We start from the raw sequence: 14557 nt of genomic DNA, 5'->3' as shown, positions 1-14557 counted from the left end.
TAGCGGTTGGCTAGCGATCAAGGAGCGCTTGCGGCGCGGGGGGTGTGGGGTCAGTCAGTGGGATGCAAGAGGGTGTGGGAGCTCCGGTACGATCGCTAGGCGAGCCTTTCTCGGCGCGGTATGCGCCGCGCTTGAGAGGATGTGTTGGGCAGGCCATGGCAAGGTTATTTGAGTTGCAGCAGGAACGGTTCGGCGAGGAGCACACGCATACGCATCGGATCGAGCCTGGAGCCGGCGCAGGAGCTTCGGATGAAGCGAATAGCGCCGCGCACACCGAGTTCTTGATAGAGGCTGCGTAACTGCCGGGTGAAACGTGCCAGGGTATTGAACCCATACGCCAGGCGCATGAGGAGGTGATCGCCCTGCATGGCATTCCAGTCCAGAGCAAAGGCATGCTCGTAGTGGTAGCCCTGGTGCTTCTCGACGAGAAAGCCCGCTTCGATGCCCCAACGATGGCGGGCTCCGAGGTTGCAGCGCTCATGGACATTGTCTTGGCTGAGCGGCTGGCTGGAGAGCCAGGCGTGGCGTGATGTTTCGGTTAGGCGATTTCCGGGAATCAAGATCCCGAACAACTACCACAGCGGCTTGTGTTGCTAGCCCCTGAGCCCGGCCTAACGCGATGACTCTTGGTATGGCGTTTTGCGGAAATCACCTTATGGCAACATCAGTGTCCCGGCTTAAGTGGGTAGCCATGATTCCAGTCAACTATTCACGCACCGCTGATTGGCGTGCTTCCCGGTCTTGAACTCACGGCGATCGCGACGAATCCCACTTCGACCGCCATCGGCCGCAGGTGCGCGACCGCTGGCGGGAACAGGCCGGCGCGGGCAGCGGGCTATGGTACGAGCGTGTTGACCGCGAGCAGGGAGGCATAGCTCAGCGTCAGGCTGAACGGGCCATGGCTTGCCGCCTGTGCAAGCGCGAAGCGGGCAAAGCGCGGGGCAGGGCCATGCTCCTGTCGGAAACGACACTGCGGGTCCCAGGTGCTGCGGTTTTCCTGCGACCAGCGGACGAGGGTTCGCTGATCTTCGTGGTTGTTCCAGAGCACGGCGAATGCCTCGCCGGTGTCCTCGCAGACGTGCACGCCGGCACCGAAAAGCACTTCCAGGAGTGCGCGCAGTTGGCTGTCGGAGAGCGCCGTACGGTAGGCACCCAGCACTTCGTAGTCAGCGAGGATCTCGTGCAGCCGCACGCACAGCCCGCGCTTCGCCTCGCTGCCGCAGCGGAAGGCCTTGAGCAGTTTCATCAGGATTCGGGGCCTGGTGTCGTCGTGCCGCTGCAGCTTTCCCTGACGGGCTTGCAGCAATACCTGGTAATTGCTGCTCGGCGCGGCCGGCGGCAGGTGGATGGTCAAGCTGCCGCTCTCCGGATCGTGGCGAGCATCGATCGGCACGCGCCTGCCGTCGCAGGTGACAAGCGTTTGCCCCGGCGCGTCGATGGCATGGAAGACCAGGGTGTAGCCGCGCGCGGCGGGGACGACGCCGAGGTCCCCCTGGGCCGGGCCGATGCCCAGTTGCAGCGCGCTGTCCGACCACTGCTGCCGCAGCGGGGTGAGCACCCGCGCTCCGTGCCGGTAGTGCTCGCTCTCCCCGTCGTCTTCATAGAGATCGAAATGGTTGTCGGCGCCGGGGAAGACATGCACGGTGAGGGCACGCGGGTTGTCCACAGGGCTTGCCGCCGCTCCCTCGTGGCCTGGGTCGGCCAGCACGACGATGGCGCCGGCGCGCGCAAAGACGGGGATGTCATCGAGTTCGCCGTACCGGCTGTGCCACGCCGCTCCGGCGTAGTGCTGCCCGCTGAAGAAGTCGTACCAGTCCCCCGCGGGCAGCCAGACGACCTGCCGGCCCAGGCGCGTTTCCGGATCGCGCGGGGACGTGAATGGCGCGGCGATCAGCTCGCTGCCGAAGGCATACTGGCCGGGACACGCGTACGCTTCGGGTGCGTCCGGGTGCAGGTGATACATCGGCCGCAGCAGCGCACCGCCGCCCTGGTGTTCCTGCCAGGCCATGCTGTACAGATAGGGAATCAAGGCATGGCGCAACTGCATGGCCGATCGGGCAAGCGCGAAGGTTTGCGCGTCCCAGCCCCAGGGTCGCCGCTCGTGGAAGGGATTCTGTGTGCTGTGCAGGCGCAGGATCGGGCTGAATACGCCAAACTGCAGCCAGCGCACATAGAGTTCGGCGTCCTCGGTGCCCTCCATGTGACCGCCGATGTCGTGGCTCCACCAGCCGAAAGCGACATTGGCCGCCGTCGCCGTGAAAGGAACCTGGAAGGCCAGCGAGCGCCAGGAAACGACAGTGTCTCCGGAAAAACCGACCGGATAGCGATGACTGCCGAGCCCGCCCCAGCGCGAGAACGCGAACCCGCGCCGCGCCGGATCGCGGCCCAGGTCCAGGAAGTGCAGGTGATTGAGCCACCACAGCGGATCGAGGTCGGAAAAGGCTGTTCGCTTGCCCTGCTGCCAATCCATCCACCAGAAATCGACGCCTTCGGCTTCCAGGGGGTGATGCAGGATTTCGAAGTAGGCTTGCGTGAAAGCGGGATCGGTGATGTTGAAAGCAACTGCTTCGCCGGTCGCCGGATCGCCGCCGAGCCTCCGGAGCATGGCCGGATACGCCTCTTCGTGCGGCCAGACGCCATCGGCGGGGTGCAGGTTGAGGGCGGTCTTCAAACCCAGTGAGTGCAGATCGGCGAGCAGCGCGCGGGGGTCGGGGAAGAGATCCCGGTTCCAGGTGTAACCGGTCCAGCCACGCGACGCATTGCCGGTACGCGTGCGATGCCAGTCCATGTCGATAACGCATACCGACAAGGGCAGCGCATGCGCCAGGAAATCGCGCATCAGCTCAAGCAGTTCGTCCTGGCGATAGGGCCAGTAGCGGCTCCACCAATTGCCCAGCGCCCAGCGCGGAATCAGGGGAACGGCGCCGCTCAGGCGCCGGTAATCGCTCAGGCAGGCCGTGAAATCCCGGCCATAGCCAAAGAAATACAGATCGACCGCGTCTGCCCCTGGCTCGCGCCGGGCAATCCAGCCCTCGTCGAGGAGTGGGGCGTCCGAGTCGTCCACGACTGCCCAGCCGCTGGTCGACAGCAGACCCGGATCGAGCGGGATCGGGCCGTCAGTCTTGTCCAGGGTGCGCGCCGTCCCGCCAAGGTTGCCGACATCGCGGTCGCCGTAGTGCCAGACCAGGCCTGACTCGATGAGCGTCACCTGCAGTCCGTCACCGCTGAAGCCCAGCCGGGAATCGTAACGCAGACGCAGGTGCGCGGTCGCGATCTCGACGATCTCGTCGTTGCGCAGAACTTCGAAAGCGGGCACGGGTTGGCGGCGATGCCAGAAGGTGCGGCTGGGCCGATCTTCGAAGTGCCCGTCGGCCGCGAACTCGAGGCGCAACAGTCGGGACGTCAACACCGTGAAGCGAGCCCGCTGCGAGGCCAGCACGGCCCGCGAGTCAGCCACCGGACGGCAGTGAACGCGCAAGTGCCCGGCTTGTTTCATCGTTCGAGCAGGCTGGCCAGAAAGTCGAAGAACAGACAGTACAGGGCGATCGGCAGAGGCATGCCGAGCAGTGTGCCGATCATGTACTCGCGGAACCCGATCCCGGACATGGCGAGAGCGTAATTGAGTGCCGGCACCGTCTGAAACAGGATGCGCAGGAAAACGACGCTGCGGATCGGATGGGTATCGAGCTGCTCGAACAGGCGGAGTGCGAGCCGGCTCTTCAACTGCCGCAGGGCATCGCCACCGACCAGGCGTATGCTCAGGAAGGTCAGCGCGCACGAGGTGCTCGCAGCGATGTAAGTGACGACGCCGCCCCAGACTCGTCCGAGGGCCAATACGGCGGCAGCAAGAAAAATCCACCCCGGGATCTGGATCAGGTTGCCCAGAGAGAACAGCAGGACGAAGATCAGTACCCCGCTCACCCGGTTCTCCAGAAATTGATCGTGCAGAAACTGGCGACTGAAGTGATCGCGCCAGCCGGCCAATTCAAAGATCGCAAACAGCACGCCGAGAAACAGCGCAACGGCGAGCAGTCGCGGGTAAGGTATGGCGGTTCGCTTGAGCATATAGTGGGACAATGCAAGCCTTTCATCACTTGGGCGTTGGCCAGCGCTTTCGCCGCGTATCGATTCCAGTTGGCGCCGGCAAGGTCATCCTCTCAGCCCACAGTATAGTGGAACCCAGTTTTCCGGCATTGCTTACGCTGTCTGCCGTGCTTTCCTGATCGGGGGAGCCGGGAGCAGTCATGACCGTTAGGGCAAGTGCTACACTCGCGTGCCATGCGTATCCTGTTTGCTGCCCTCTGCGCCTCGCTCGCGCTCGATGCCGCCGCTACCGGCGTGGTACTGCGCGGCGAGTTGCTGATCGGAGCGCCGTTCGGATGGACGGTGCCACCGCCGTCGATCGTTTACGATTCGTACGGTCATTGTCTTTCCGCCGCGGGCTGTCCGAACTACGAACAGCTACGGCGCTTCCTGGATCGTTACGAACGCAACTACGGCCATCGCTTTGCGCCGAATCCCCCGGCCTTGCTCGTGCCGGTGCAGCCGCGCGACGTACCGCCAACCCCGGAAGCCCACATCCAGCCGCGCTACCGGGGTGCAAGCCAGATTCGGCCGGAGTTCGAGCAGGCCGGGAAGCCGGTCTACCACCAGTGATCCACCTGGCCGCAGGCCCGGGGCCTTGAACCCGCTGCTGCAGGCAGTCGCCGGCTATCTCCTGCTGCTCGGCCTGGCCTGGACTCTCTCCTCCCGGCGCGGCGCCATCCCGTGGCGGACGGTCATCGGCGGCATCGGCCTGCAATTGGCGCTGGCGCTGCTGATCTTTCGTCTGCCCGGCGTGCGCGAGATCTTCGCTGCCGGCAACGACGCCTTGCTGGCCATTGCTGCGGCGACCCGCGCAGGAACCCAGCTGGTATTCGGTTTCCTGGGCGGGGCGTCGCTGCCCTATGCGGAAACCACTCCCGGAGCCAGCTTTGTTCTTGCCTTTCAGGCCTTGCCGGTGGTGCTGGTGATGAGTGCGCTGTCGGCGCTGCTCTATCACTGGCGGGTGCTGCCGCTGCTGGTGCAGGGCTTCTCGCTGGTACTCGAAAAAACCCTTGGGGTTGGCGGGGCGATCGGCATGTCCACTGCCGCCAATGTCTTTGTCGGCATGATCGAAGCGCCGCTGTTGATCCGCCCCTACCTGGCCAGCGTCAGTCGCGGCGAGATGTTCATCATTCTCACCGGGGGCATGGCGGGTGTCGCGGGGACAGTCATGGCCTTGTACGCCAGCATTCTCGGTCCGGTCGTCCCGGATGCGCTGGGCCATATCCTGGCCGCCTCCTTCATCAGCGCCCCCGCGGCAATCGTTTTTGCGGTGATCATGGAGCCGCCCGAGGGGCCGCCCACCGGGCGGCATCTCGACCTGCCGCAGACCGACACCAGCAGCATGGAAGCGGTGACCCGCGGGACCGGCGAGGGCGTGAGCCTGTTGATCAACATCGTCGCGATGCTGATCGTGCTGGTGGCCCTGGTGAGCCTGGCCAATCAGGCGCTTGGCCTGTTGCCCAGCGTCGATGGCAGCCCGCTTTCGCTGCAGCGTCTACTGGGTTGGCTGATGGCTCCGGTGGCCTGGATGGCCGGCATCCCCTGGAGCGAGTGCGCCGTTGCCGGCTCGCTGCTGGGAACCAAAACGGTGCTCAACGAACTGCTGGCCTACATCGACCTGGCCCAGCTCTCGCCGGACACGCTCGCGCCCCGCAGCAAGGTGATCATGACCTATGCGCTGTGTGGTTTCGCCAATCTCGGCAGTCTCGGCATTCTCCTCGGCGGTATGTGCGCGATCGCGCCGCAACGTCGCGCCGAACTCGTACAACTCGGCCCGCTGACGCTGCTCTCGGGCACCCTGGCGACCCTTTCGTGCGGCAGCGTGGTGGCGATGCTGCTGTGACCGGGCGAGTCGAATCGTGACGATTCTTGTACAGATGCAGGTCAAATGCGCACGGAACGACGCGATGGCTCTTCGGGGGATGACGGCCTCGATGCTGTTCGCGATAAGCCGTGTACCAGATCTTCGCCTCCTACCAAACGGTCATGACTTTGCAAGACACCCCCGATGATGAAAGTCATGACCGTTTCCCCTCTCCCCCAACCCCTCCCCCGCGAGTGGGGAGGGGAGATTCGAGAGTCGCTCGCGACTTTCATAGTATACGGTTGCAGATCCGAACTGCCGGACGGCCCTTGTCTGTCAGCCTTGATAAACCACCCGATTCCGTCCCTCTTCCTTGGCCACATACAACCGCCTATCCGCTACTCGCACCAACTCCTCGACACTGATTTCCCCCTTCCCCGCCAGTTGGCTCGCCGCTACCAGGCCAACGGAGACGGTGACCGGGATCCGCTCCCGATTGAAGATAAAGTCGGTATTGGCCACCGCCAGCCGCAATCGCTCGGCAAATTGGAGGCCGTTCTTCAAGTCGCCGATGGAGAATCCGTAAAACTCCTCGCCGCCATAGCGTCCGATTTCATCCTCATGCCGCTTGGTGGCGCGCATCACCTCCGCGAAGCCGAGCAAAACCTGGTCTCCGGCCTGATGGCCGTAAGTGTCGTTCACTCCCTTGAAATGATCCAGGTCCAACAACAGAAAAACAAAATCGTTGATGTGGCCGCGCCGGAGATTACCGATATTCATCTCGATAATCCGTTGCAGGATGGTCCGTTTCGGCAACTTGGTGAGTTCGTCGAAATAGCCGATTTTTTCCAGCAGATCCTTCTGCTCCATCTCCTTGGTGACCTCGGTCAGACAGCCAATGGAGAGGCAGATCTGGTCCTCGACAAAGATCTCGATGTTGGCCTGATCCTTCAGCCAGATCCTCTTCCCCACCGGCAAGGCGAGTTGATAGACGAACTCCACCACCCCCGCCTTTTTCACCTCCTCGCGCAAGCCGGCCTGATCGCCCTGTAACTCGGCCCGGGTAACGATCTCCTCTTCCACTCTGCTTTCCCGCTCTGCGTACCGGTACAGCCGCCGATCGACGATACTCTGCCGAAAAACCTCGTCGACTTCTCTCCGCTCGCAGCCGAGAAGCGCGAGAAAGCCTGCTCCGACATATTCATACCAGAGGATCTTCTCGTGCTCGTGCCAGGCGGAGATATAGGGGACGATCGGCGAGGAAATCTTCTCCAGGGTCGCCAGGGCAGCGACACACTCCGTCAGCCGCCGGCACAGCCGCTGCGAAAACCCGCCGGCAAGAATCTTGCCGCCCGCCCCGGCCAAATCACTCGCCACTCTCCATCCCTCGCCCTTGCTCATGGTCACCCCTCGTGTTTACTCGCCGCTTTGGCGGCCACGGCGGTGCCTGCCTCGAAGAGAAGAGTATAGAACTCGCAATCGACTAACTGAAGTGGCTCATGTTGCGTATTGAGGACATCTCGGATGTGCAATGCGGACAGCTACATGGGCCCGACTTCGGCCAACGCAATTCTCTGAGCCTTTCATAACCCATTGAAGTTGGAGATCGTCCCGGCTTAAGTGGGAAGCCTCGGGAGGCCCATTTCTCAGGCGACGATCTCGCGCGAGCTGATCTTGTAGCGGAAAGTGTCCGGGTCCAGGCTGTCGAAGCGGCCGGCGGCATTTTCTCCCTGCGGATACATCAGGAAGGGGATTTTCGGGCCGCTTGACCCCGGCAGCGCAAGGTCGTGGGCAAAATTGTAGGCCAGCCAGTTCATCTCCCAGGAGCCGAACAGTTTTTCGCGAGTGGCGACGACGATCTCATCCTTGAGGGTCAGGCCGGGTCTTTCTTCGAGAACGACCTTGCGCACGTCGGCGGGATCGACCGGCAACCAGCCGAAACCGGTCAGCCAGACTTCGGCGCGGCAGTGTTGCGCCCTGGTGATGTCCTTGCTCTTGCCGAGGCTCTTGTAGCCAAAGCGCGAATCGGCAACGCGGATGCCATAGACGTCGCGCGCCGGCAGCCCGGCGGCGCGGGCGAGGCCGACATACAAGGCGTTGAGGTCGGCACACTTGCCCGAGAGGTTGCCGGTCTCGAGCATCACGCGAATGTCGCCGACGCCGCAGCCGCGCGTTTTCGGGTTGCGCGCGGTATTCTCGACGATCCATTCGTAGATCGCCCTGGCCTTGTCCAAGTCGGTATTGGCGCCACGGGTGATCTCTGCCGAGGTTTTCCGGACGATGCCGTCTGTCGGCAGCAGTTCGGTCGCTCGGGTATACAGCCGCATCGCCGTCTTGTCGAGCGGCGCCACCTTGCCGGTTTGCGCGAGATCTATGGCACGGTCGCGGGTCGCGAAGCGACTGGTCACTTCGACGAATGGCGCGGCTTCGCCGGCTTCCCAGACAGCGGCCAGCATCTGCGCACCGTAGCCGGGATCGCGGTCGAACTGAACAGTCACGGCATTGCCTTGCCAGACGTTGCCCATGGTCTTGATCCAGGTCGGGTCATCGATCGATGGCAGCGGCAGCCAGACGCCTGTGCTGCTCTCGGTCGGGGCCAGTTCGGCACGCGTGCTGACTTCGAAGACGCGCCAGCCATGGGTCGGCGAAGGCTGGAAGGGATTGTCGGAGGCAGCTGCCGGGCGCCATCCGGCAAGCGCGCTGGCGGTCAGCAAGCTGGTGGTGGTGGTGATGAATTGGCGACGGTCCATGGTGGTATCCTCGGTTATTTGAGCAGGGCTTGCAGGGTTTTGTCGATCGCCGGGGAATCCCAGTCAATGGCACCCTGGCCGCGCAGCCGTATACGATGGCGACGATCGATGATGAGGCTGCTCGGGAGCATGCGCGCGCCCCAGGCGCGACTGATGAACTGCTCGCGATCGTCGATGACCACGAGTTGCAGGGCGTTCTCGGAGAGGAAAGTATCGACCTGCTGGCGCTGATCGGCGACGGCGACGGTGATCACCGCCAGGCCACGTGCCCGCCAGCGGTCGGCGAGGCGTTGCAGCGACGGCATTTCCTGGCGGCATGGTTCGCACCACGACGCCCAGAAGTTGATGAGCACGGGCTGCCCCCGGTGCGAGGCAAGCAGGGCATGCAGGGGAGTATCGGCCGGGATCGGCAGCGGTCTGGCGGCGACCTGTGCCAGTGCATGGGCGTGCACCAAAGCCTGGTATGCCCAGGGCGGGCAGGCCAGCAACAGGATGGCGACAAAACGACGAATCGACAGACGCCTGTTCGGCGCGTGCGTATTCGTTTTCAGCGGTCTCTCCCGTTTTCAGGATCACCGTCGCGAGGCGGAAGCCCTCGCAACTTACGTTGCGCCGGTGCAAAGACCGGCGCGATGGAATGGCGGTAACTCAGACCGCCGTAACTGTCATTATCTCACTATTCATGTGAAAGTCGCGTCAGCGACGCATGGCTTTCATGGTCGGGGGCGCCTGGAAAAGTCATGACCGTTAGTCAGAGCCGCGAGGCGAGAATCTCCGTCAGCTCGGCGTCGCTGAGCACGATCGGATTGGTCTTCATGCTGGAACCGCGGCTGGCGGCGACGATGCGCGGCAGATCGTCCTGGCCGATGCCGTAAGCCGACAGACGGGGAAGCGCCAGTTCCAGTTCCCAGCGGCGCAGGGTGTCGACCAGAAAGCGGCGTGCGTCGGGGCCGTTGAGACCCTTCTGCATCGCGAAGCGACGGCCGACCTCGGCATATTTGGGCAGCGCCGGGTTATCCGGTTCCCGGGCTTCCAGGGCGGTGATGTTGCGGGCGGTCGCGCTGGCCACCAGCGTGCCGCAGACGACACCGTGCGGAATCGGGAAGAAGGCACCGAGCGGCGAGGCCAGGCCATGTACCGAACCGAGCCCGGTCTGTGCCAGGCAGATGCCCGAGAGCAGCGAGGCGTAGGCCATCTGCGCGCGCGCCGCGGCGGACTGCTGCCGATGCAGCGCCGGCAGCGCCGCGCGCGCGGCCATGATCCCCGAGCGGGCCAGCGCATCGGTCAGCGGGTTGGCACGTGTCGACACGAAGGATTCGAGGAGCTGTGTGAAGGCGTCGAGGCCGTCGGCAGCGATCAGTTCCGGCGGGCAGGCGGCTAGTAGATCCGGATCGACGATTGCCCATTCGGCGACCAGCCGGTCGTCGCGGAAGGACTTCTTGAAACTGCCGGGCACGCTCAACACGGCATTTTTCGTTGCCTCCGAGCCGGTGCCGGCAGTGGTCGGAACGGCGATCAAGGGAATTGCCGGTCCCAGGTAGGGCAGTTCCGGGCCGACCCCTTCGAGATGCTCCATCACCGAGTTGCCGGGCCGCAACAGTCCGGCGATCGCTTTCGCCGCATCGAGCGCGCTGCCGCCGCCAATACCGACAACGCAGTCGAAGGGTCTTTCCCGCCAGGCGGCGACGGTTGCGTCGATCCATTCCGGCGACGGCTCGCCGGATACCCTCACCTGTTCCCAGGACAGCCCGCGCTGCGCAAGTTGCGCGAACAGCCTTTTGCCCGCCACGGATTCGGCCAGGGAGCGCAGGCCGGTGACGAGCAGAAGATTGCGGCCGTAGCCGGCGGCGATGTCCGGCAAGCGGGCCAGGGCGCCGCTGCCGAATTCGATGCGTGGCAGGCGGGCGATCGCGAAGCCCGGGATCGACGGGAGAGCCGGGAAGGCGTCGCTCATGCGGGAAACAGCCCGTTCATCGGCTCACCCCGCCGTGGTTCGGCCATCATGTCGGCGACCGCCGTTCGCCAGGCGAGATAATGCGCCGTCTCCTTGTGTGCGGCTGCGTCGGCGGCCGAGGCATAGGCCTCGTAGAGGATGAAGCGCGCCGGATCGTCGGGCGCCTGCAGGACATCGAAGCGCCGGTTGCCCGCTTCGCCGACCGATCACCTCCCGCAGAGAATCGCTGCCGACGGCGAGCATGATCAGGCGGTCGAAGTCCGAGCGCGACTCCGCTGCAATCGGGCAGGCCGGATGCCAGCGCCGCCAGGAGTGGCTCGTCGATGGGGATGGCCGGCAGGCCCAGCGCCTCGCGTTCGCGCAGGTCGGCGGCAAAGCGTGCGCGCTGTTCGTCGGCGTCGAGCAGCTCGTGATAGCCGTTGGCCAGTTCGACGCCGCGATGATACAGCTCGAAACGCGATGCCACCCTGGCCTTCGTCGTCCAGGTGCAGGCGGGCGAGGGCGGCCTGCGAGGGCGGATAGTCAACCACAAAACTCAGCGTGTCGATGCCGAGTTGTCGGTTCGATGACCTGGCTCATCAACAATTCCAGCCAGGTGTCGCGGTCGGCCTCGTCGAAGGCGAGGTCGAGGTGCCGCCTCGCCGCGGCACGCAGTTGATCGACGCTGCAGCTCAGCGGGTCGAGGCCGAGATGGGTGCGGAACAGGTCGCGATAGCGGTGGCGCACGCAGCGCGTTTCACCGAGCGCGAGGCAGGCAACGGCGGCGACATCGTCGATCAGCTGATCCGGGGTGAAGCCGACGCGATACCACTCGAGCAGGGTGAACTCGGGGTTGTGCCGGCGCCCCATTTCATCGGCGCGGAACACGCGGGCGATCTGGTAGATCGAGCCGCTGCCCGCGGCCAGCAGGCGCTTCATCGCGTATTCGGGCGAGGTCTGCAGGTAACCGTGGCCGGCACCTGCATGCTGTGCAGGTGCGGATCGGTGACCGTGGTCGGGCAGAGCTGCGGTGTTTCCACTTCGAGCACATGCTGCGTGCGAAGTAGGCACGAATCTGCGCCACGATCTGCGCGCGGCGGCGCAGGTTTGCGAGCGGTGCGCCGGGTCGCCAGTCAACCGTTGACATCGACGTCAGGGGGAGGGCTCCGCATTCGCGAAAGCATTACGCTTTCACGCGCGACACATATTCACCCGAGCGCGTATCGCATCTTGATGATTTCGCCCTGGTTGACGAACAGCGGCACCTTGACCGTGGCGCCGGTGGACAGGCGCGCCGGTTTGTTGCCACCGGTGGCGGTGTCGCCACGGACGCCGGGCTCGGTTTCGACGATTTCCAGTTCGACGAAGTTGGCGGGGTCACTGCCAGCGGTGTGCCGTTGTACAGCGTCACGGTGCAGGGTCCTGCTCCTTGAGCCAGAGTGCAGCGTCACCGACGGTGCTGCTGCTGGCCTGATGCTGCTCGAAGTTTTCCGGTTCCATGAAGTGGTGGAACTCGCCGTCGTTGTAGAGGTACTGCATTTCGCGGTCAAAGACGTCGGCGCCCTTCCAGCGAGTCGCCGGACTTGAAGGTTTTTTCCCAGACGCGGTTGGTCTTCAGGTTGCGCAGTTTGACGCGGTTGAAAGCCTGACCCTTGCCGGGTTTGACGAATTCGTTTTCGAGGATCATGCAGGGGTCACCGTCCAGCATGACCTTCAGGCCCGATTTGAATTCGTTGGTAGAATAGCTCGCCATTGCATCCCTCGTGAGACGTCGATAAATATGAAGGGCGCCATGATAGCGCGAAGCCCGGCCAATGGCAGGGCGAGGATGCGCAGGCCGAGCCCTGGCAAGGGGCGCTGCAGACGGTGATCAGCGATGGCGACGAACTGCTGAAGCTGCTCGGCCTTTCTCCGCAGGCCCTGGCCATCGACCGCCGTCAGGCTTTCTCCCTGCGCGTGCCCGCGTTCCTTCGTCGCGCGCATGCAGCCGGCGACGCCCGACGATCCGCTGCTCAAGCAGGTGCTGCCGCTGATCGCCGAAAGCAGGCCGCAACCCGGCTTTGGCTGCGACCCACTGGCAGAGGCCGAAGCCAACAAGGTGCCGGGGCTGATCCACAAGTTCCACGGACGCGTGCTGCTGATCGTCACCGGCCATTGCGGCATCCATTGCCGCTACTGTTTCCGCCGCCACTTCCCCTACGCGGCAAAACAAGCGTCGCGCGCGGACTGGTCGAAGGCGTTCGACTACATCCGCCGCGATGACTCGATCAGCGAAGTGATCCTGTCGGGTGGCGATCCGCTGGCGGTGGCGGACCGCCATTTGCAGTGGATGATCGGCCAGATCGAGGCGATCCCGCAGGTCAGCCGTCTGCGCATTCACAGCCGCTTGCCGGTGGTGATTCCACAACGCATCACCCCCGCGCTGCTCAGCCTGCTGGCCGATACCCGCCTGCAGGTGAGCCTGGTGTTGCATGCCAATCATGCGCAGGAACTCGATGATTCGGTGGCCGCCGCACTCAAACCCTTGCGCCATGCCGGGATCACGCTGCTCAATCAGACGGTGCTGCTGGCGGGAATCAATGACGACGTGCAGGTGCTCGCAGATCTGTCGGAGCGCCTGTTCGCAATCGGCGTGCTGCCCTATTACCTGCATCTGCTCGATCACGTGCAAGGCGCCGCGCATTTCGAGGTCGCCGAGCAAAGCGTGCATGGCCTGCACGAAGCGTTGCTCGCGCGTTTGCCGGGCTATCTCGTGCCACGCTTCGTGCGCGAGGTCGCGCACGCGGCGTCGAAGATCCCGGTGGGTCCCGTCGCGCCTTGAGGCCGCGATTTTTCGTCACGACGTTTACAGGAGGATGAAGCCATGCGTGGTAATCCGATCGTTCAGTCATTGGCGTGGGCTGCTCTGCTTGGCACCGCACTGCCCTTGCCGGCAGCGGAGAGTCTGCCGCTGTTGCTGGCTGAAACCGAGCAAGGTCAGGCCGATGTCGCACTCTATCTGGTCAGCGAGAAACTCGACGGTGTGCGCGCATTCTGGGATGGGCAGGCGCTACGCACGCGCAAGGGCCATACGATCCAGGTTCCGTCCTGGTTTGTCGCCCAGTTCCCGGCGCAGCCGCTCGACGGCGAGTTATGGATTGGCCGCGGCGATTTCGAGCGGCTCTCTGGTATCGTCCGTCGGCAAACGCCGGATGACTCGCAATGGCAGCAGGTGCGCTATCTGGTTTTCGAATTGCCGCAGTCGCCCGGCACTTTTCGTCAACGGGCGCTGGCCCTGCGCGAGTTGACCGCCAGGCTGGCGCTGCCCTGGTTGCAGGCGGTGGAGCAATGGGAATTCGGCTCTCGCGAGGCGCTCGAAAAGAAGCTCGAACAGATTGTCCGAGGCGGTGGCGAGGGACTGATGCTGCACCGCGCGGATGCCGCGTACGTCACCGGTCGCAGCGATGTCCTGCTCAAGCTGAAAGCGTGGCACGATGCCGAGGCGACGGTGATCGGCCATCAGCCCGGCCGCGGCAAGTATGCCGGGATGCTGGGCGCCCTGCGTGTACGGACCGCTGGCGGTGTCGAGTTCATGCTCGGCACTGGTCTCAGCGACGCAGACCGTCGCCAGCCGCCACCGGTAGGCACCTTGATTACCTTCCGCTATCGCGAACTGACCGGTCGCGGGCTGCCCAGATTCGCCAGCTACCATCGTCCGCGTGATCTGTAGGCTGCGCGTGCACAAAGTTCTCTACTCCACGTTCCGCTGCATCTGCCTTCTCCAAGTCTCCGGCAGCGTCTTCCACTACGCTCAGCAAGCTTTCCATAGGGGCACGCAATACCGGATGACGATTCAGGCGCTCCAGCCACATCAGGTCGCGGTCAATGGCTAGCATGGGTGTCCCCTCCGGTGGATCAGTAGAAAATGCTGAAATTATGGGGCTTGCATCACTTTGAATCACACCCCTTTCTCAGGAGAATGGGCGCCGCCCGGCGGATCGGTGC

At 64.0% G+C, this 14557-nt stretch carries 12 protein-coding genes and 4 pseudogenes; 4 read left to right on the top strand and 12 right to left on the bottom strand.

From position 1 onward, the window contains the following. Positions 1 to 164: 164 nt before the first annotated feature. From V5B59_RS11455 to V5B59_RS11445, 3 genes are all read right to left on the bottom strand, one after another. Entirely contained in the window at positions 165 to 560 is a 396-nt protein-coding gene (locus V5B59_RS11455) for a hypothetical protein (protein ID WP_169070088.1), read from the bottom strand. A 275-nt stretch (positions 561 to 835) separates the two neighbouring features. Further along, positions 836 to 3496 (bottom strand): TIM-barrel domain-containing protein, encoded by a 2661-nt coding sequence (locus V5B59_RS11450; RefSeq protein WP_248594785.1) that lies wholly within the window; start codon positions 3494 to 3496, stop codon positions 836 to 838. Beyond that, on the bottom strand, positions 3493 to 4077 hold the full coding sequence (locus tag V5B59_RS11445; protein ID WP_308240088.1) for a TVP38/TMEM64 family protein: 585 nt from the start codon (positions 4075 to 4077) through the stop codon (positions 3493 to 3495). The genes V5B59_RS11450 and V5B59_RS11445 overlap by 4 nt, the downstream gene beginning before the upstream one ends. A 201-nt stretch (positions 4078 to 4278) precedes the next feature. On the opposite strand from V5B59_RS11445, the gene V5B59_RS11440 reads away from it, so the two are divergent. Then, positions 4279 to 4656 (top strand): hypothetical protein, encoded by a 378-nt coding sequence (locus V5B59_RS11440; protein WP_034915168.1) that lies wholly within the window; start codon positions 4279 to 4281, stop codon positions 4654 to 4656. A gap of 34 nt (positions 4657 to 4690) precedes the next feature. After that, a complete protein-coding gene (locus V5B59_RS11435) occupies positions 4691 to 5929 on the top strand; it encodes a NupC/NupG family nucleoside CNT transporter (RefSeq protein WP_034915178.1) in 1239 nt (412 codons plus the stop codon). 297 nt (positions 5930 to 6226) lie between these two features. Here V5B59_RS11435 and V5B59_RS11430 read toward each other — a convergent pair whose 3' ends face one another. The 8 genes and pseudogenes from V5B59_RS11430 to V5B59_RS11395 all read right to left on the bottom strand — a co-directional run bounded on the left by V5B59_RS11430 (position 6227) and on the right by V5B59_RS11395 (position 12556). Beyond that, complete coding sequence (locus V5B59_RS11430; RefSeq protein ID WP_169070086.1) at positions 6227 to 7291, bottom strand: GGDEF domain-containing protein; 1065 nt, start codon at positions 7289 to 7291, stop codon at positions 6227 to 6229. Positions 7292 to 7536: 245 nt separating this feature from the next. After that, on the bottom strand, positions 7537 to 8640 hold the full coding sequence (locus tag V5B59_RS11425) for a transglutaminase-like domain-containing protein (protein ID WP_169070085.1): 1104 nt from the start codon (positions 8638 to 8640) through the stop codon (positions 7537 to 7539). 14 nt (positions 8641 to 8654) lie between these two features. After that, entirely contained in the window at positions 8655 to 9092 is a 438-nt protein-coding gene (locus V5B59_RS11420; RefSeq protein ID WP_169070084.1) for a TlpA family protein disulfide reductase, read from the bottom strand. A 299-nt stretch (positions 9093 to 9391) separates the two neighbouring features. Further along, the gene (locus tag V5B59_RS11415; RefSeq protein WP_169070083.1) at positions 9392 to 10594 is read right to left on the bottom strand and encodes an iron-containing alcohol dehydrogenase; all 1203 of its coding nucleotides are present in this window, start codon (positions 10592 to 10594) and stop codon (positions 9392 to 9394) included. Next, positions 10591 to 10800: pseudogene (locus V5B59_RS11410) on the bottom strand (antibiotic biosynthesis monooxygenase); the annotation flags it as partial. The pseudogene V5B59_RS11410 and the gene V5B59_RS11415, both read right to left, overlap by 4 nt. After that, positions 10799 to 11720: pseudogene (gene epmA, locus V5B59_RS11405) on the bottom strand (EF-P lysine aminoacylase EpmA); the annotation flags it as partial. The pseudogenes epmA and V5B59_RS11410, both read right to left, overlap by 2 nt. Positions 11721 to 11756: 36 nt before the next feature. Continuing rightward, positions 11757 to 12326, bottom strand: a pseudogene (efp, locus tag V5B59_RS11400) (elongation factor P). Beyond that, on the bottom strand, positions 12287 to 12556 hold the full coding sequence (locus V5B59_RS11395; RefSeq protein ID WP_332351876.1) for a hypothetical protein: 270 nt from the start codon (positions 12554 to 12556) through the stop codon (positions 12287 to 12289). Before V5B59_RS11395 ends, efp begins: the two are co-directional and overlap by 40 nt. Here V5B59_RS11395 and epmB point away from each other — a divergent pair. Then, positions 12555 to 13394: an EF-P beta-lysylation protein EpmB gene (epmB, locus tag V5B59_RS11390; RefSeq protein WP_332351875.1), complete on the top strand. Its 840-nt coding sequence runs from the start codon at positions 12555 to 12557 to the stop codon at positions 13392 to 13394. The two genes, V5B59_RS11395 and epmB, sit on opposite strands and share 2 nt — an antisense overlap. A gap of 42 nt (positions 13395 to 13436) precedes the next feature. After that, positions 13437 to 14282 (top strand): DNA ligase, encoded by an 846-nt coding sequence (locus tag V5B59_RS11385; protein ID WP_169070080.1) that lies wholly within the window; start codon positions 13437 to 13439, stop codon positions 14280 to 14282. A gap of 22 nt (positions 14283 to 14304) precedes the next feature. Here V5B59_RS11385 and V5B59_RS11380 read toward each other — a convergent pair. Next, positions 14305 to 14448 (bottom strand): annotated as a pseudogene (locus tag V5B59_RS11380) (ISKra4-like element ISTvi1 family transposase); the annotation flags it as partial. Positions 14449 to 14557: the final 109 nt, after the last annotated feature.

It is taken from the genome of Candidatus Accumulibacter contiguus, assembly GCF_036625285.1.
Lineage (GTDB): Bacteria > Pseudomonadota > Gammaproteobacteria > Burkholderiales > Rhodocyclaceae > Accumulibacter > Accumulibacter contiguus.
This window is presented reverse-complemented; position numbering and strand designations above follow the sequence as displayed.